Annotated in this window: 19 protein-coding genes; 14 read left to right on the top strand and 5 right to left on the bottom strand. The window is 45.0% G+C overall.

From position 1 onward, the window contains the following. Positions 1-2 precede the first annotated feature (2 nt). From C1A11_RS09135 to C1A11_RS09110, 5 genes are all read left to right on the top strand, one after another. Positions 3-1,346 (top strand): phage tail protein, encoded by a 1,344-nt coding sequence (locus tag C1A11_RS09135; RefSeq protein ID WP_102050171.1) that lies wholly within the window; start codon positions 3-5, stop codon positions 1,344-1,346. A gap of 20 nt (positions 1,347-1,366) precedes the next feature. Beyond that, a complete protein-coding gene (locus C1A11_RS09130; RefSeq protein ID WP_102050170.1) occupies positions 1,367-1,621 on the top strand; it encodes a hypothetical protein in 255 nt (84 codons plus the stop codon). A 543-nt stretch (positions 1,622-2,164) separates the two neighbouring features. Beyond that, entirely contained in the window at positions 2,165-3,223 is a 1,059-nt protein-coding gene (locus C1A11_RS09120) for a tyrosine-type recombinase/integrase (RefSeq protein WP_102050168.1), read from the top strand. 2 nt (positions 3,224-3,225) lie between these two features. After that, positions 3,226-4,002, top strand: a complete 777-nt coding sequence (locus tag C1A11_RS09115) for a glycoside hydrolase family 25 protein (protein ID WP_102050167.1) — start codon at positions 3,226-3,228, stop codon at positions 4,000-4,002. Between the two features lie 2 nt (positions 4,003-4,004). Further along, entirely contained in the window at positions 4,005-4,496 is a 492-nt protein-coding gene (locus C1A11_RS09110) for a phage holin family protein (protein WP_102050166.1), read from the top strand. Between the two features lie 165 nt (positions 4,497-4,661). Here C1A11_RS09110 and C1A11_RS09105 read toward each other — a convergent pair whose 3' ends face one another. Next, complete coding sequence (locus C1A11_RS09105; RefSeq protein ID WP_102050165.1) at positions 4,662-4,988, bottom strand: hypothetical protein; 327 nt, start codon at positions 4,986-4,988, stop codon at positions 4,662-4,664. Positions 4,989-4,994: 6 nt separating this feature from the next. After that, a complete protein-coding gene (locus C1A11_RS09100; RefSeq protein WP_102050164.1) occupies positions 4,995-5,897 on the bottom strand; it encodes a zeta toxin family protein in 903 nt (300 codons plus the stop codon). A 1,898-nt stretch (positions 5,898-7,795) separates the two neighbouring features. Between C1A11_RS09100 and C1A11_RS09095 the strand changes: the two genes are divergently transcribed. Beyond that, the gene (locus C1A11_RS09095; protein WP_102050163.1) at positions 7,796-9,478 is read left to right on the top strand and encodes a hypothetical protein; all 1,683 of its coding nucleotides are present in this window, start codon (positions 7,796-7,798) and stop codon (positions 9,476-9,478) included. A gap of 9 nt (positions 9,479-9,487) precedes the next feature. On the opposite strand, the gene C1A11_RS09090 is transcribed toward C1A11_RS09095, so the two are convergent. Together C1A11_RS09090 and C1A11_RS13830 are read right to left on the bottom strand one after the other, a co-directional pair. After that, positions 9,488-11,053, bottom strand: coding sequence for a recombinase family protein (locus C1A11_RS09090; RefSeq protein ID WP_180950308.1), 1,566 nt, complete (start codon positions 11,051-11,053; stop codon positions 9,488-9,490). Continuing rightward, positions 11,043-11,204, bottom strand: a complete 162-nt coding sequence (locus tag C1A11_RS13830) for a hypothetical protein (RefSeq protein ID WP_180950307.1) — start codon at positions 11,202-11,204, stop codon at positions 11,043-11,045. The genes C1A11_RS09090 and C1A11_RS13830 overlap by 11 nt, the downstream gene beginning before the upstream one ends. Before the next feature lie 403 nt (positions 11,205-11,607). Here C1A11_RS13830 and C1A11_RS09085 point away from each other — a divergent pair, with 403 nt between their 5' ends. From C1A11_RS09085 to C1A11_RS14005, 8 genes are all read left to right on the top strand, one after another. Next, positions 11,608-12,687, top strand: coding sequence for a phage/plasmid replication protein (locus C1A11_RS09085; RefSeq protein WP_145995746.1), 1,080 nt, complete (start codon positions 11,608-11,610; stop codon positions 12,685-12,687). A 62-nt stretch (positions 12,688-12,749) separates the two neighbouring features. Further along, positions 12,750-12,998 carry a helix-turn-helix domain-containing protein gene (locus tag C1A11_RS09080; protein WP_102050160.1) on the top strand — a complete coding sequence of 83 codons (249 nt, stop codon included), beginning with the start codon at positions 12,750-12,752 and terminating at the stop codon, positions 12,996-12,998. Positions 12,999-13,183: 185 nt separating this feature from the next. Next, positions 13,184-13,390 (top strand): helix-turn-helix domain-containing protein, encoded by a 207-nt coding sequence (locus tag C1A11_RS09075; RefSeq protein ID WP_102050159.1) that lies wholly within the window; start codon positions 13,184-13,186, stop codon positions 13,388-13,390. A 221-nt stretch (positions 13,391-13,611) separates the two neighbouring features. Continuing rightward, the gene (locus C1A11_RS09070; protein ID WP_102050158.1) at positions 13,612-14,724 is read left to right on the top strand and encodes an amidoligase family protein; all 1,113 of its coding nucleotides are present in this window, start codon (positions 13,612-13,614) and stop codon (positions 14,722-14,724) included. 4 nt (positions 14,725-14,728) lie between these two features. Further along, entirely contained in the window at positions 14,729-15,721 is a 993-nt protein-coding gene (locus C1A11_RS09065) for a class II glutamine amidotransferase (protein WP_180950306.1), read from the top strand. Positions 15,722-15,734: 13 nt separating this feature from the next. Further along, positions 15,735-16,001 carry a DUF6809 family protein gene (locus C1A11_RS09060; RefSeq protein ID WP_102050156.1) on the top strand — a complete coding sequence of 89 codons (267 nt, stop codon included), beginning with the start codon at positions 15,735-15,737 and terminating at the stop codon, positions 15,999-16,001. After that, a complete protein-coding gene (locus C1A11_RS09055) occupies positions 15,998-16,555 on the top strand; it encodes a recombinase family protein (protein ID WP_102050155.1) in 558 nt (185 codons plus the stop codon). The genes C1A11_RS09060 and C1A11_RS09055 overlap by 4 nt, the downstream gene beginning before the upstream one ends. Further along, positions 16,552-16,683 (top strand): hypothetical protein, encoded by a 132-nt coding sequence (locus C1A11_RS14005; RefSeq protein ID WP_278335981.1) that lies wholly within the window; start codon positions 16,552-16,554, stop codon positions 16,681-16,683. The genes C1A11_RS09055 and C1A11_RS14005 overlap by 4 nt, the downstream gene beginning before the upstream one ends. A gap of 32 nt (positions 16,684-16,715) precedes the next feature. Here the strand turns inward: C1A11_RS14005 and C1A11_RS09050 are convergent, their stop codons facing one another. After that, positions 16,716-17,009 (bottom strand): helix-turn-helix domain-containing protein, encoded by a 294-nt coding sequence (locus tag C1A11_RS09050; protein WP_145995745.1) that lies wholly within the window; start codon positions 17,007-17,009, stop codon positions 16,716-16,718. Between the last annotated feature and the right edge of the window lie 180 nt (positions 17,010-17,189).

Raw genomic sequence — 17,189 nt, 5'->3', positions numbered from 1 at the left:
AAATGCAAACAATTAAACTTGATTTACAGCGGCAGTCAATCTTGACCCCGCTGAAGACAAAACAAAATGATCGGTACAGCAGATTTTTCAAGTTGGAATTATGGGACAACAGCACGGAATTCCAGCTGCCAGAAGGTGCTGTGTTCACGCTGCGATATGTTGCCCCTAGCGGCTGCGGATGGTATGACACAATAACCGAAATTGATGGCAAAAAAACGCACAGCGCTTTTTCCGTGGACGGCAGTAGTATAACCATTGAACTCGCTGAAGCTGTACTTACTAAGCCCGGAAGAGGTGCTGTTAGTTTACAAATTTACACCGTGGCAGGCTACCGAATTGGAAGCTGGAATATCCCGATTGAAATAGAGGAAGATCCATGCAGCGACCAGAATATAGTCGCAAGCGACTACTACAATGTGCTAACGGCACAGGTTGCACTGACGTTGCAATATCGAAATGCCGCAGAAAAAGCAGCGGATGCTGCTTTAAAATCTGAAACTAACGCAGCAAATAGTGCAGGTGCAGCTTCTAATAGTGCTGTATCTGCGAATGGCTCAGCATCGAATGCAGCCACATCAGCAGGCGAAGCAAGTACAAAAGCAGCGGCAGCAGATACAAGTGCTAAGGCTGCAAAAACGAGTGAAACCAATGCAGCCGCATCCGCAGGCACGGCAAGCGCAAAAGCAACGGCAGCAGATACAAGCGCTAAGGCTGCAAAAACGAGTGAAACTAATGCAGCCGCATCAGCAGGCACAGCAAGTACAAAAGCAACGGCAGCGGCCAATAGTGCTGCTTCTGCCGCACAAAGCGCTTCGTCCGCGGAACAAAGTGCAAAGGCGTTAGAAAATGTGTACACAAAACCTCAAGCAGATGAAAGATTTGCACCAGTCGCTGCTCTAACACCCACAGGGGCAGTTATACCATTCGCAGGAGCGTCCGCGCCAGAGGGTTGGCTGTTTTGCGATGGTGCCGCAGTGAGCAGAACAGCATATGCCGGACTCTTTAATGTAATTGGAACAGCGTTCGGTGGTGGCAATGGCAGCACAACTTTTAACCTGCCAGATATGCGCGGGCGTGTGCCAGTAGGTTGCGATGCTAATTTAGCGCGTGGTAAAACTGAGGGTTCACGAACCGTGGCTCTAACCGGTGCCAATAACGGACCACATACTCATGCCGTATATGGTCAAGGTTATGTTTCCCCCGGCACATTAGGTGGTGCTGCACTAGCATGGGACAATCGAAACATTGGAAGTAACGTCATGTCAGAATCAGCCATATCTGGTAGCGGTACTCCATTCAGCGTTATGCAGCCAAGCATGGGTCTCAACTACATCATAAAGACGTAGTCGTTTGCGATGCTAATTTAATGAGAGGCAAATTAGGAGGAGAAAAAGAGCATTTACTAAAGCTCGAAGAGCTTCCAGAACACTATCATACAGGGCTTTATGTAGATGGAAACGAAATTGGAATTTATACTCCGGGCGCAGCAGGATATGGTATTCAGCTCGTTGCTGGTGTTACTAGCTCTCGTTTTATAACAGGTTCTAAGGGCAATGTTGGAAATCAAGTTCACAACAATATGCAGCCATACAGTGCAATGCATTTCATTATTAAAACTTGATGAGGTAGTTGATTCCAATGCTGGGTTGCATAACATTAAATGGTCTGTCTTCACCTATTGTTTGGTCACTATATATTGCACTGAAAAACCCCCCTGTTATACGCTGTGCGTCAGGGATGCCGCTAGTGGTGCCGTTACCCACGACAGTTGGGATGCGTGGTTGAAATGCTGGAAGTTCCTCTAAAGTTAATTTATGCGTCTTTTCGCCAACCGTAAATCCGCGTTGCAAATTAGCATCGCAAACGGCTACACCTTTATGATGTAATTGATACCGATGCTAGGCTGCATGTTATTGTGAGCGTTGCCTCCACCAGTATATCCGGTAGTCCCTAATTTAGCTGCGCCTGCAGCATTTCCGCTTATGCTCTGATCTCCAAAATTGTTGCTATATATCTGAATGGGAATATTGTGCGTATGTGTTGGTATTTCATCGACGGTTAACGTATGTGTTCTTGTACCTACTTTAGCGCCTATTGCTAAATTAGCATCGCAAACAGATATGCTTTAAAATGGATAATAAAACCATTTTAAGGCGGTAAGAAAATGAAGCTAAAGAAGCATATGGGCATAGTTGGAACAAGAGCGGATGGGCGTCCCATTAAAAAAGCATTTTACGGAATTACGGTAGCGCAAGCAAAGCAAAAGGCAGCGGAATATATCAAGGCGAACGGCGGGCCAGAGAAAAGGTGCAAGGGCGACGAGTACACATTTGCAGGCTGGGCGAGACAATGGTTGCTAGTGTACAAGCAGCCCACAGTTACAGCAAAAGCTTATTACACAACGTATGAAAGTATTGTTTATCAGCACTTGTTGCCATTCTTTGGGGACAAGCTGCTTGTAGATATAACGCCAACCGACGTGCAGAAATTCTATGCTGAAAAATCGGAGCTTTCGCCTTCGATGTGTAGCAAAATCCAAATGGATCTAAATGCAATATTTGAAACCGCGATTTTTAATGATCGCTGCTATAAAAACCCGGCAAAGTTTTCTGTACTAAAAAGTAAGCGCGCAAAAAAGGTCAAGGAGGTGTATGACGATGAAGAAATAATCGCAGCAGAGCGGTGGTTTATGTCGCGCATGCCGGAAGTTGTTCTAATACTGGAAACCGGTGCCCGCCGTGGTGAAATGGCAGGCTGGCAAGAAGATGATTTTGATTTGAAACGAAAGTATTATCGCATAGAGCGCAGTATCATCTTAGCACCCGGCAGCGGGCCGCAAGAACGCCCGCCAAAGTGCAATAGCTACCGTATTAATCCATTGTCAAACATCGCCGTGCAAGCATACAAAGCTTGCATCGACCTATACGGACACGGGTCGTACCTAGTGCATGATAATGGACAGCCAATCAACCCGGAAGCGTGGAGCCGCAGATTAAAAACGCAGATGCAGCACTTTGAGAAGGAAACAGGAGTGCATCAGCTGACTGCGCATATCCTTCGCCACACATATGGTACTTATCTTCGCAGACATGGCGCAGATATTTACACCATAGCAAAAGTGCTGGGGCATCGTTCCATTGATGTTACCAGCAACACATACGTCCACAGCGAGCTAAGCGCATTGCGCAAAGCCATGAAGTTTATTAATCAAAAGGAGTTATAAAAATGAAAAAAGGTATTGATATTTCCAAGCATCAGGGTGTAGTTAACTTCGACCAGGTGAAAGCATCTGGCGCAGCGGAGTTTGTTATGATTCGTGCCGTATCCACAAACAAATACGGCATCTACATCGACCCGCAGTTTGAGCGCAACTATGCAGAGTGCAAGCGCCTTGGTATCCCGGTAGGCGTTTACTATTACACCTATGCACAGACCACTGCGCAGGTGGATGCAGAGCTGGCCATGGTGCGTAAGGCAATTGCAGGCAAGCAGTTTGAGTACCCGATGGTTGTTGATGTTGAGGAGAACTTGCTCAAGCCGCTTTCTGCGGATGCATTGACCGACCTTGTTATCAGAGCCGCAAAGGCCATTGAAAGCTGGGGCTGCTATGCGATGATTTACACCTATACATATTACCATCAGACCGAGTTGAACATGAGCCGTCTTGCTGCCTTTGACCTCTGGATTGCAGACTATCGTGGCATCCGGCCCAGCATCAAGCATGGTATGTGGCAGCACACCAGCCGGGGCAGAGTGCCGGGCGTTTCCGGGTATGTCGATTGCAACTTTGCTTATAACGACTACCCGGCCCTGATTAAGGGTGCAAAACTGAACGGATTTGCAGAAGAGGTACAAGCCCCGGCACAGCCCGCAGCACCCGCACCTCACTTTGTCATTTCGACCAGCCCGTGCACCGGCGGCGATGCCGCCAGCCTGTTTGCGCTAATTTCTGAACAGGCCGCTCGACTGGGTAACATCAGCGTAAGCAAAACGGAGGTATAGACATGGAAGAGAAGCGCAATATCTTTGCAGTCATCAAGGGCGGCATCGTAGGGACAGCCACAGCCTTTACCGCTGCTTTTGGTTGGATTGGTTGGCTTGTCGTAGGCTGGGTTTGTTGCATGGCATTGGACTGGATGTCGGGTTCTGCCGCAGCCAAGAAGAATGGTGAGTGGAAGTCGAGCACCGCGCGAGACGGCATCTGGCACAAAGCAGGGATGATTCTCGTCGTCATTATTGCAGCAATCGTAGACGGAATACTCGGTCAAATCGTCAACAACATTCCCGGATTTACACTTCCCTTTACTTATGGCATGATGGTATTTCCCGTAGTAATCTGCTGGTATATTTTCACGGAACTCGGCAGCATTTGTGAAAACGCAAACAAAATGGGGGCGACTATCCCGGACTTCTTAATCACTCTTCTCTCTGCTGGCAAACTTGGTTCCGAAAATATATGGGACAATATACTCAAGAAACCGAGTAAAAAAGAATAAAGCTAAAAAATCCCCGGCCTCATCGGTCGGGGATTTTTTATTGTAAAACATAACAAGCATGCCAACTGGTTTGAGAGCATTACCTCTATCTTTCGAACGACTGTTGAAAATTCAACATCGAGCTAATCATGCAGGGCTGTGCTACTAACAACTCTCTGTAGCTTATTATTTAATTGCACGTAAAGCTTGCAACGTACGCGCAGAATCAATATCTTCTTGTTTAATAATCCGGTCATAGGCAGACTGCAACTTTTTATTCCTGTTAGTGATTTTCTTCCGTCCACTCGCGAAAGCGGACGAGGGAGTAATTTCCATCGTTCCAGCGCTCTTTACAACATAGCCCGCAGCCGATCGCTTCATTTTCGAAGTCCGCACACCTATGGTCGCCACTTCCAAATCACGGCGGGCTGGTACCCAAGAATTAGAAGCACTTACTTTTCTCGCACTGGTGCACGATGTTGGTGTCCTAGCAGTGTTTCTCTCTTTAGTCATTAACAATTACCTCCATTCAATATATTTTAATTCATCTAAGTTAATCTGTTCCTTTAATTCAAAAGGACTGCCGATTGGTACATCTGTAGAGATACGCGCAAATCCGGAAAATACAGTTTTGGGACCTGACTTAATGCGAAAATAATTAATAAGAGGTTCGTTAGAATATTGATCAAAAATTATAGCCAGCGGAACATATCTATTGGAATCAATGAATCTTTGATATGCACGCCTAGTGGCTTTTTGTCGATCAAGATCGATAGCAATAAGATATACCTCATAACCTTTTTCTGACAGTCCTGTACAAATATCATTAATACTATTTATAGTGTGTCCAATTTTAGGAATAACTAGATTAACTGATTGACTAACACACCAAGACATCAAATTATTTTCACCTGAAAATACAATTTCGTCAGACTCTTCATGAACTAGGGACGCGCCTCCCTCTTTAGTATATTCTGGAAGTTTCCTTTTAGCGAAATCAGAGTCAAGGATATATGCCCCCATTCTATCAGCAAGGATATTAGAAACTTTAGATTTCCCAGATGCTGGAGGACCAATTATGTAAAAAGCTTTTCTTTCTGCGCGCATACCCGCAGGGGGCTTTGCTCCCCCTATCCCAAGTTTAATGCTATCATCATCTGAGAGTCTCGGGAGATCCTTTAATTCCGTTAAAATTGTCTCTCTAAGTGTTTCCCGGCGCTTGCTATCGCGATATTCAAAGTCTCGGTGCGAATCATCACGAAGAGTCGAATGAGAACCATATGCCAGCACGTTGTTCTCTTGAGAACAAATTTTGCGAATAGCGTCTCGCTTTTCAGTAGTGGGCACTATTTGCAAAACGTTATCCACAAAATGCTCGATTTCAATCTCTGTGCGAAGGAGTCGGCTTATAGTATAACCCAAAGCAATCACTTCCAATATCAATATAAATATATAATAACACTATTTTTATATTTAATTCTAAACCATATTCCTTTCCTTTGCAAGATAGCCTTCATTCTGTCTAAGTCTTATTTATAGGCTAACAAGGTGCAACGGATTTTGCAATACTGTCAATTTTGTACTTAATTAATATATGTCGTTTGTAAAGTCAACTAAGCGAACACTGCAAGAAACAGTTGCCTGAAATTTTTTGTGTTAACGGAATACAAATCGTCTCCAATTCCTCCAACAAACTTATTCATTATAATCATATCAGGAACAGCAATATTTTAGTTAATCACCGAAAAGAAAATTTTGATTTACTCTATCAGCTAAAGTTCTAAAAACGGTGGCAAGCTTGTAGTAACCCAAGTTGTCCACTTCTTCTGCTTTTTTCCTCCAAAAAGGTGCTTCTTTTTTAGTTGTTCATGAAAATCTTCTCCGTGAACACTGAAACGCAAATCGTCCAAATCTCCCATACCACAAACTGCGTCGCTAAAGGAGGAAGACATAATTGCTAAGGAATCTAAAACAGATAATATTTGTGTGTTAGGCAAAGCTATTATAGAATCCTACTTTCGTTTATGCTGATTTCGTCCAAGATACTTTTGAAAATAAGTTGATGCATTCTTACTCAATTTTTCATTAATACTAGAATACCACAAGCGGAAATCTGGAATAGTATCGAAATCGGGACACCACAGCCATAACAAGTAGTTCGCTTGCTATCGAGTAATATTGTATCACCAAATTACACTGTTTGAAAGATTGCACACGTTTTTTCAGTAGCACACCATTCTTATTTTGAAACTTTGCTACATCTTGGTTTTAAAGTAGTTTCGTAATAATTCGTAACTGCTTGTCCCTCCCTTGAAAACAGACGGAAAGTTTGCAGTTCGAATCTCTCCTTCTCCGCCATTCAAGCACACAACATTTGTTGTGTGCTTGTTTTTTTGCGAGGTATATAAATCAAAAATCTTTCTATAATACAGCAACAGTTTAATCTATTAAGATATCTTTTGCAGTACAATACCACTGATATATCTTGGTCACGCTACAGTAACATTGACGAAATATTATTGGAGCTTGCCACATTAGAAAATGATATAATCAATAGGAAACCCTATGCTGCGGAACAATTGTGTTTTTTATTAGCGCCCATTGGTAGCCTTCAAGAAATTTCGATTTCAAATGGGTGGGGTGTTGAATTCTGTGATATTGCTGATAGTATGGAAAACGCTATCAGTAATTAGTCAAAATAAGTACAACCCGAAGTTGACTTGTCGCCTCAAATCTTATGCTAAATCAGCAAGGATAACATTTATACGCAGACCACACATTTAAGCCCACAACGGAAACGTTGTGGGCTTGTTTTTTTGTGTTATAAAAAGAATCGTTGCGATTTCGGTATGCAAAAAATAACTGTGTGAGCAGTGAGCATAATCGGCATAAAAAATGGTTGGCTTGTGATTTGGACAAGCATCAAAAGGCAGATGCCGAAAGCATTACAGTGCCCATGTTAAGAAAAAAGAGTAAAGCTCCGACCTCTAAAATAACCACAATTACGTTTTCACTACCTGAGCGAAAGAAAAATAATAGCGCTTACAGTTTGCAAAAAAGCGCCATGAAATGTCTTATCATAAGTTGAGAAGTTGAGATTTTTTTGCATATTTTTTGATAAATTTTTTTCTTTGTGGTATGCTTACTTATATCATTCAGAGTATCATTAAAACAATTGTTTTCTATGTTTCCCTCCCCCTATATAGATACGGCCAAAATTTTCTAAAACAGGCATAAGTGAAACCCTTTTTCCGGCTTTAGCGCCGTGTGTGAAAAGCACTGACCTTTATCGTTTGCGTCCTGATAGACGAGGAGAGTTTATGAAAAAGAGCAAATTCCAAGTTATAACAATATTGTATGCTGGTTGCCATGTAACCGGCCAAGACTACAAGGTGCATTATAAATACTGTCAACATCCCCGCTACCTTGTCACTGATGTCAAGGTGGACTATTTCCGCATGCCTGTCAGCTACTACCGCAATGAAAATGCAGGAATTCACCGTTCGCCACGTTTTTATCAACGTTTTGTAAAAACGTATACAACGCCTCGGGTACATATAAACAAAGCTAGAATATCGCAACAGCTTCGTTGGTTGGAAAATCCCGAAGTGAAAAAGCCTCATAATTCTGATTACGATGAATTTATTGAACAGATTCTCTCTAATATTGAAGCCATCCCAGAGCTCGAAATCGAGCCGCTGGTAGGTTGGGCATCCAGGGAAGGAAAGTATAAATTTAATGGATTAAATTATCCACTTTTTGCCGACATTAGCTTTAAACGCCAGAAGCCGGGAGATGGAAATTATAAAGAACCTATGTTACTTTGGCAATTAGTCCCTGAAATATTGCCCACTGTAGCCTATGCACTTTTTGCATATACAAATTACGGACAATGGACAAACCCCGATGGCGACTTCTGCAAATTTATTGGCCATTCTAATTTTAATCCGCCGTATACCCTCACCAATATTGGCATCTGCCCGAAAGAAGATATCTTGTTGCAGTACCTTTACGCAAACCCATTTACCTCTAATCTTTTTGCAACAGAAGAAATTCCCTATTGTTGGCCTCACACCCTTTTAGGCTTTGAAGCGGATAAAAACCGAATTGTAGGAGATATGACTTATCCGGTGCACAACCTCGTCTTGCAAAAGCAACTTTCTGCCATATCCAACGATGTTTTGGATCATTGGAATAGCAAGCTCCTTCGCTACCCATGTCTTTATACGCACACAAGCAATTTGAAGTACAGCCGTGCTGAGGCAGCACTGTTAGGCCACATTATTTGCCAGCTGCCCGCAAAGAGTTATCCTCCCGTAACAAAACAAATTTTGAAGAAGAAAATCATAAAAGACACAACTCTCCTTTGGTGGTATTACATTCACAAATTCATATTAGCAATTCAAGACAGCTTAAACACACCTCAGAACACGCTTTATTCTTTTAGCAGCTTTGTCTCACCAGAAAAAGTGCTAAAAAATCCATCCACTGATTTTGATGTGAAAAAAATGATACACGTTCTGAAACCCTATCCTGCACACTTAATATTGCTTATGACTTTTTGGGCATTTCAAAATTATCTGCTATACAAATTAAACAAGGGCAACGCCGATAGCGTATACACTGCAAAATACGCAATCGAGGGAACCAAGGCTTTATATAAGCAATTAAAAGCCAGCCTTTTGCCACTCAATTCCTCTTTACAGCTTTTCTGTAATTACCTGCGCGATATTTTTGTGGCGCAGTGTGTCACCCCAACCTATCTACACTGGGAGGGCGTTGAGCATAGCGGAAAAGAAAACTGTTACTATCTGGACGCACATGCGTGGTTTGCCGAATTTGAGAAATATACAGAAATCAAGTTGAACCGTACAGAGGTCCAGGATGAAATCTCCGGTTTGCTCAAGCTTCGCCCCAACCGACCGGCTTTGGGCAATTACCGCACCTATGAAGGAGAAAAGCACTATGTGCTTTGCATATTGAAGGACAAACTTCCCAAATAAAAAAAGATGTCAGGAATTTTTCCTGGCATCTTTTTTATTTTCAATCGAAACCCACTCATCCATATGAAACATGTCATTGAGCCGCAAAACAATATGGATACGATTCGGGAATACTTCTACCACCTCAACATATTGCTCTATCAGCTTTTTGCGGCACTGCAAGCCGCCGGTTTCAAGCAGTCTTTTTGCTTCGCGAAACAGTGCGGTCAACTGTTTGAAATCCACCCGCTGCTCTATTTCCACCCGCTGCAAATCCTCCAGCTCAGCTTGCAGTTCCTGCTGTTCCTTCTCCAGTGCGTTTAAACGCTCGGTGAGAGCGGCCGAGCCGGTTTTTACTACCACCTCTACCACATTGCCGATGCCCCGCTGCACTTCCTGCAAGCGCTTCGTAATCGCCTCACGCTTCTGCGCCCCCTGCGTGTTCTGTGCGGACAGAAACTTTTCATAACGCTGTTGCAAAGCAGGCAGCACTTCCGGACGAAACAGCCGGGTGGCCAATGCCCTGCACACAATTTGCTCAATCGCATCCTGTGGTACTTCAGGATTTTTGCAAGGAACACTGCCATTTCGGCGACTGCATCGGTAAGAAACATAGAGCGGATGGTCCGGCCGTGGGTGTCGGGCATTGCCGACATATGCACTTTGACAGACCCCACAGCGGATTTTCCCGCTCAGCAAATAGTTTTGCTTGGCTGTGAATTTGGCAGCTTTGTGTCGGCGCTGCGCCATGCGCTGCTGCACTTCATCAAATACCTCTCGGCTTACAAGCTGCGGAAGTGCATCCGGTACCCGAATAATTTCTTCCTCGCTTTTATACTTATGGCGATTCATCTTCCCATTGTTATCTTTTGCTGCACTTTTATTGTAAACATAGGTACCCGTATACTTCTCGTTGCGGAGAATATCGTAAATGGAATTGCGCCCAAACAGGCTACCACGTTTTGTGCGATATCCTGCATGATTCAGCGCATTCACAATCTCGCCATAGCCTGCACCGGCGGCAGTCATCTGGAAAATCTGCTTGACAGCCTGCGCCTCAAAAGGTTCTTCCTCCAACATCATAGTTTCTTTGTTTAGCCGGTAGCCAAGCGGTGGAACCCCACCGGTATGGTGCCCCTTCAGGGCATTCTCCTTCAGTCCCTTTTTTACTTCGCGGGCTAAGTTCTTTGAATAGTATTCATTAAATCCTTCGACTACACTTTCTAGAATGGCTGATTCCGGAGAGTCGTCAAAGTTTTCAAGAACCGAGCGTAGCTTTACGCCGGACTTGTTCAGTTCGTGTTTGTAGATTGCACTGTCCTGCCGATTTCTCGCAAACCGATCCAGCTTGTGTACCAAAACCACATCAAACTGTCTTTTTCGTGAATCGGCTATCATCTGTTGGAAAGCAGGGCGTTGATCTGTAGTTGCACTATAGGCTTTATCCACATAGGTATCAACCAAAGCCATTCCATTGGCCCCTGCAAATTCTCTGATCGCTCTAATCTGAGCATCTATGCTTTCCTCGCGCTGTAAGTCGCTGGAAAACCGAGCATATGCAACTGCTCGAAGTGGACCTGCTTCTTTAAGCTGCATGATTGATTTCCTCCTGTACTGTACAGGCACAGCTTGCACTGGCCTCATATAGGCACTCGCACAATAGCTGCAAATATTTTTCCATGTCCCACTCCTGCGTGGGGCACTCTTCATAACTAACGTGGTCCAATCGCTGTATAGAATATTTCATATGTAAATCCTCCTATTCACCACGGGCTATTTAGGAGATGATATATGCTTTCCATCCCTTATGTTTTTGCCGCACGGTGTTTTCTTTTTACACCGTTGTTGCTGCAAAATATTTTTTTACACTTAGCGCTACGCCGTTTAATTTTTTACCACCTATGTCAACACCTGTCATAAGGGGCTTGGTGTTACCAAAGCTTCCATAATAATAAAGGCAGGTTGCTGTATGAAAAAGGATAGAAAAATTTTTCTTATTCGGAGAATACCGAAAGATAAGAATGATTTCCTTTTATAAAAATATGCGCAGCTGCAAAAGGAGTGTATTTACTATGAATCCTCATTACTCGGTACATACGTTTGAGTTAACCTATCGGTTAAACAGCGAACAATTTCATTGCGCAAAAACAATGATAAAAGAAAACGGAGGATACCCCGAAAAAGCATTCTGGGCCATAGGACAAGATAAATGGTACCTGTCTGCCCGAAGCTGCAAAGACGCCGCATTACAAGCCGCCCTTGCGGGTATTCGTATCATATTGACCAAGGCTTTGATAAAGGAGAGTGGCTATTGCTCCTACACCTTAAAATTAATTGTCAACCCTGCTCGTGTGGTGCAGGGGATACAAAATGAGCCGCCCGACCATATCGCCCTGTTTTGCGCCTCAGCCGAGGCAGCATGGAAGGTGGAAAAGCAACTGCTTTATGTGGTAGGGCTTTTCATTTCGGATTTTGGCCCGGAAAGCTACCGTATCACCCGGGCGGATTATTGCATGAACTGTCAGATGAAAAACAACAAGGAAGTCAACGCCTATTTAAAGCTAATAAAGAAATCCCGCCCTCCCTATGAAATCAAGCTGATAGACGAACGAGATCCTGTTACGCACCGCAGCAAGTACCCCCACTCTGTACATTTTGAAAGCAGCGGGTTTGCCTTTGTCGCTTATAGCAAATTCGACCAAGTAGCAAGTCAAAACCAAAAATCAGATGGCTTTTTTTCAGGAGAAGAAACCGCTGCCGCCAAAGGAATTTTGAGGATTGAAGTTCAGATGAAAGCCAAAAAGCTCACAGAGAATCCAAACGCTGCTACTGTTCATACCTTTTTACAGGACGTAGAAACCACCAGCAAGCATGAGATGATCCGCGTTTTAAAAATGCTGCACCTTGATTGCCGTTACATTGTGCAGGAATCGGCTTGGAAAGTTCTTAAAATATTAACAGAGCAGCGTCGAGTGAGTACCCCAGCATGCCAAATGCTTTTAGACTGTTGGGAAGAGCAGCGCAGACATACAGCATGGCAAAGTTTCGCACAGTCTGCCCAAAAGAGAAATATCGACCTCCCTTATTGCGAAAAACTGCTGAAAAGCGCTTTCGGGGCATCTGTGCTTTTATGGCCGGGAAAGACGAAAGATAGTGATAGCTGGTCAGGGTTTTACCCAAGCCTGTTAGAACGTGTAGACCATAGTACGGTAAGCAACCCCGTGTGGTAAAAATAAAAACCGATACAACAGAAAGTTAAGGACTACAACAAAAAAGTAAAGGAGTGTTTACAATGATAAATAAAACGCCAAAAAAATTTTGTGATTATGGAGATATTCTAACCCTGCAAGAGGTTGCAGATCTTTGTCAGTTGACCAAGCAAACTGTCTACGCAATGGTGCGGCACGGAGAGATCCCCGCAGTCAAGCTGGGCGGATATCGCATCAGCAAAAAATGGTTGCAAAGTCATGTAGAATCCGGTGAAAGCGTTTCTGCAAACGAGATCGAGGATGATGATTTTGAGGCTACAGAGCTAGATTAAGCAGAAAACTGGATTTGTTTTTTCAATCTAATTTGAAGATAAAATTTGTCCCACACTCGGCATTTACCGAGCGTGAGAGAAAATCATCAATTTACAAAAGAACATAGTGTGTGCAGCATGTGGAGAGGAGTGGATAAGCGTAAGCTTCACTCTCTACCACTTGCGTACACAGAAAGGGAATGGATATGAACGACTACAACAGTGAAGTTATCTATGAAGTGGGCGATCTGCCTGCAATTCTTGTGCCAGAAGATGTCGCCGCTTTTTTAAACATTCATCTGAATACCGTTTACAAGCTTTTAAATACCGGTGTGCTGAAAGGCTTTCGTGCCGGCGTTCACTGGCGCATCTACAAAGAAAACTTATTGCAATATATTTTAGGCCGCCCATAGTGCGATAACGAGACGGCCATTTTCGTATTCTCCACCTTCTAAGAGATATATCATACCAGCAAGCAACACTGCTATGAATCTCTAAAGGAGGCCTGTATATGACCGAAAAATAATTTCAAGCTGAGCCGGCAGGCAGCGGAAGCGTTCGTCGCGCTTGCAACCAGCTTGTTGGTCATGCTCGTCCAAAAAATTACCGACGAAAAATAAGGAGAATACGAAATATGGAAACCTTTGTTTGCACCCATTGCGGAGCCGTGGGCCGCCAGGAAGAAGCCTATTGGGCGGAAGAGGAACCACTTTGCCAAGACTGTGCGGATGCACAGACCGCCATCTGCGACCGCTGCGGCGAGCGGTACTATCTCGACAACATGGTGGCAGATGCCTGCCAGCAGGTCTGTACCCACTGCTATGACGATTACTACACCCGCTGCCACCACTGCGGAGAAATCATCCCAAACTCACAGGCTTACTATCTGGACGATGATGAGGACTATCCTTATTGTCCCGCCTGCTATGATAATGTGGGCGTTCCCATTCATCCCTACAGCTACAAGCCGGCGCCTGTCTTCTACGGCAATGCGCCCCGTTATTTTGGCGTAGAGCTGGAAGTGGACGACGGCGGCAAGGATTCTGGAAAGGCCCGTCAGGTGCTTGCTGTTTTCAATCAGAATAGCGATGCCGAGCCGATTGGATACGGCAAAGCTGACGGCAGCCTTGAGGATGGCTGGGAGCTTGTGACCCATCCCTGCACCCTTGCGTACCACAAACAAAATCTCCCGTGGGAAGAAACGCTGGAGAAGTTCAAATCGCTTCATTACCGCTCCCACAATGCCGGTACCTGTGGCTTGCATGTCCATGTCAGCCGTGCTGCATTTGGAGAGAGCGAAGAATTGCAGGAAGCCGCCATCGGGCACATCCTCTATTTCTTTGAACGGTTCTGGCAAGAGCTACTGTGCTTTTCTCGCCGCACCGAGGGGCAGATTCGCCAGTGGGCGGCACGATATGGCTACAAGGATTCCGGCCGTGAGATTCTGGAACACGCCAAAAAAGCCGATAGCGGCAGATACTCCTGTGTTAACCTTTTACCCCGAAATACCATTGAGTTCCGCATCTTCCGGGGCACTTTAAAATACAATACTTTTCTAGCCACGCTGCAGCTTGTTGATGAGATTTGCAGCGTGGCTCTTTCTTTCGGTGAGGAAGAAATGCAGTCGCTGAGCTGGCCGGATTTCGTGGCGAGAATCTCAGCAGCGGAAAAGCCGGAGCTGGTGCAGTACTTAAAAGAGCGGCGCCTTTATGTCAATGAACCGATTGCGGCAGACTGTGAGGTGTAAAACGATGTGTGGATTATTTGGATTTTCTGACCCGAATCATACTTTGACACGAAAGCAGGCAAATCGGCTGACCCGCTGCCTTGCCGAGGCAAGTGCCGTGCGTGGCACCGATGCCACCGGCATTGCATATGTCAGCACAGACGGCGCACTGCGCATTTACAAACGCCCAAGAGCCGCAGGTTTGATGCAGTTTTCGCTGCCGGCGAAAACCACTGCCGTCATGGGACATGTGCGCATGGCGACCCAGGGCAAAGCCTCCCACAACGAAAACAATCATCCATTCCCCGGTCATCTTAAGGGAAATTCATTTGCACTTGCGCATAACGGTGTCATTGCAAATGATTCTATGCTTGCATTGCAGCAGCATTTACCTGCAACCAAAGTGGAAACGGACAGCTATGTCGCCGTACAGCTTTTGGAGAGGGGCGGAAAGCTCGATTTTAATGCGCTGGCAGAAATGGCAGAGCAGCTAGAAGGTACTTTCAGCTTTACGGTGCTGGACAGCAATAATACCCTTTTCTTTATGCGTGGCAACAACCCGCTTTGCATCGCTCGTTTTGCCGGCTCTGGTCTTATTTGCTATGCCAGCACCAGAGAGATCTTATTAAAAGCCTTATACCTGGCTAGCTTTCTCTCTGGCACTTGTGACGTTATCCCAATAGAAGAAGGAGAAATTCTCTCGCTGAATGCCGCCGGTAAGATGAAGCGCAGCACCTTTGATACAGCAAAGCTCAATCGCCCGCACTTTGTCCCCTCTTTCTTTTCTGTACCGTATGGCTATAGGGGGTGGTTTAGCGACTGCGAGAAAAAGGGGGTTGGCAACGACGCATTGGCGCCATTGCTGGAGATTTCTCACATCATGGGCTATACCGAGGACGAGATTTTCTGCTTGCTGGACGCTGGCTTTTGCGAAGAAGAAATCGAAGAAATGCTGCTGCATCCCTCGCAGATGCAAACCGCATTAGCCGAATGCTTTGATTGCGGTTACTACTTTTAAAGGGGGCAATGCTATGCAGCCAACCATTTCTGCGCTTTTTCAAGGGACGATTGACCCGATGCGTGACGCCACATATGCCGATGCCGATTACAAAGCGCTGCTTAATGAAGCGAATTGGCGTGAAAAAGAAATCGCCGTGCATTTTTCAAAGGAAGATACAGAGGCTCTTTCTGCGCTGTTGGAAACCTTTCGTAAAATCGGGAAGATGGAAAGTGAAATCAGTTTTGCTTCTGGCTTTCGGCTAGGCTGTAATCTGATGATGGAGGTAATGAAAAAATGAAGATTGGATATGTCCGTGTCAGCACCGCAGAACAAAACACGGCACGTCAAGAAGAGATGATGCTTTCGCTCGGTGTGGAGAAAGTCTACATCGACAAAGCGTCCGGCAAAAACATGCAGCGCCCACAGCTGCAAGAGCTGCTTTCATTTGCACGCTGCGGCGATGTGGTCATCGTGGACAGCATTTCGAGATTTGCCAGAAACACAAAAGACCTGCTCGAACTCATGGAAATCCTTGAGTCGAGACAGGTCTCTTTTATTAGTAAGAAAGAAGCAATCGACACCGCGACACCTACCGGTAAATTCATGCTGACGGTGTTTGCAGCGGTGGCAGAGCTGGAACGAGAATATCTTTTGCAGCGGCAACGGGAAGGCATTGAGATTGCCAAACGAGCCGGAAAGTACAAGGGCAAGCCGCCCATTGCGCTGACAGCGGAAATGCAGGCTATCTTTCGCCGGTATCTCTCCGGCGAGCTGATTGCCGCCCAGGCGATTCGCCAGATGCAGATTAGCAAAAGCACCTTTTACCGGCTATTGCGGGAGAAGCGAATATGAAAAACAAAAGGATATTTGCCACTATGCTGCTCATTGGCTTCGTCATATTACTTGGGACACTGGAAGCTGGCAAGCCCCGTGGCACAAAGCCTCACGGATTTTATGCCGAGCCGCTGAAAAGTCAATAAGGCAACAAAAAAAGAAGGCCGCGGCCTTCTTTTTATATCGACTGGAGAAAATCCAGTAATCGCTCTTGCTGCTGAGGGGTAAGCCGATAAACGGCTTGGAGTGCCCTGTTTTGGTCTATTGCTTTCAGGGTTTCATCATTAAAGAAATCTTTGAGCGTGATATCCAGTGCTTCACACAGGGTTTCGAGGAGATCAACGGTCGGATTCTTATTGCCCAGCTCAATGTCTCGCACATAGCTTTGCGAGATTCCCGCTTGGTTGGCCAGCCGGTTCACGGTGAAGCCTTTTTGCTCCCTGAAAAATTTAATTCTACCAGCTACATCCATATCGTTCCCCCCACGTTGCTTTATCACTTTAATGATATCATTCAAACGTTGCAGAGATTACTTTTATAGTATTTACAAATTATCGTTATAGAGATATACCGTTATTATTGGCATGCGCCATACTTTGCTATGCGGCAAAACGAGAGAAAAATGAATGGCTTAGATACAAAATACAGTTCT

Source organism: Pygmaiobacter massiliensis (genome assembly GCF_900199435.1).
GTDB lineage: Bacteria > Bacillota > Clostridia > Oscillospirales > Ruminococcaceae > Pygmaiobacter > Pygmaiobacter massiliensis.
Note: the sequence above shows the minus strand (reverse complement) of the source record. Positions and strands in the feature narration are given on the sequence as shown.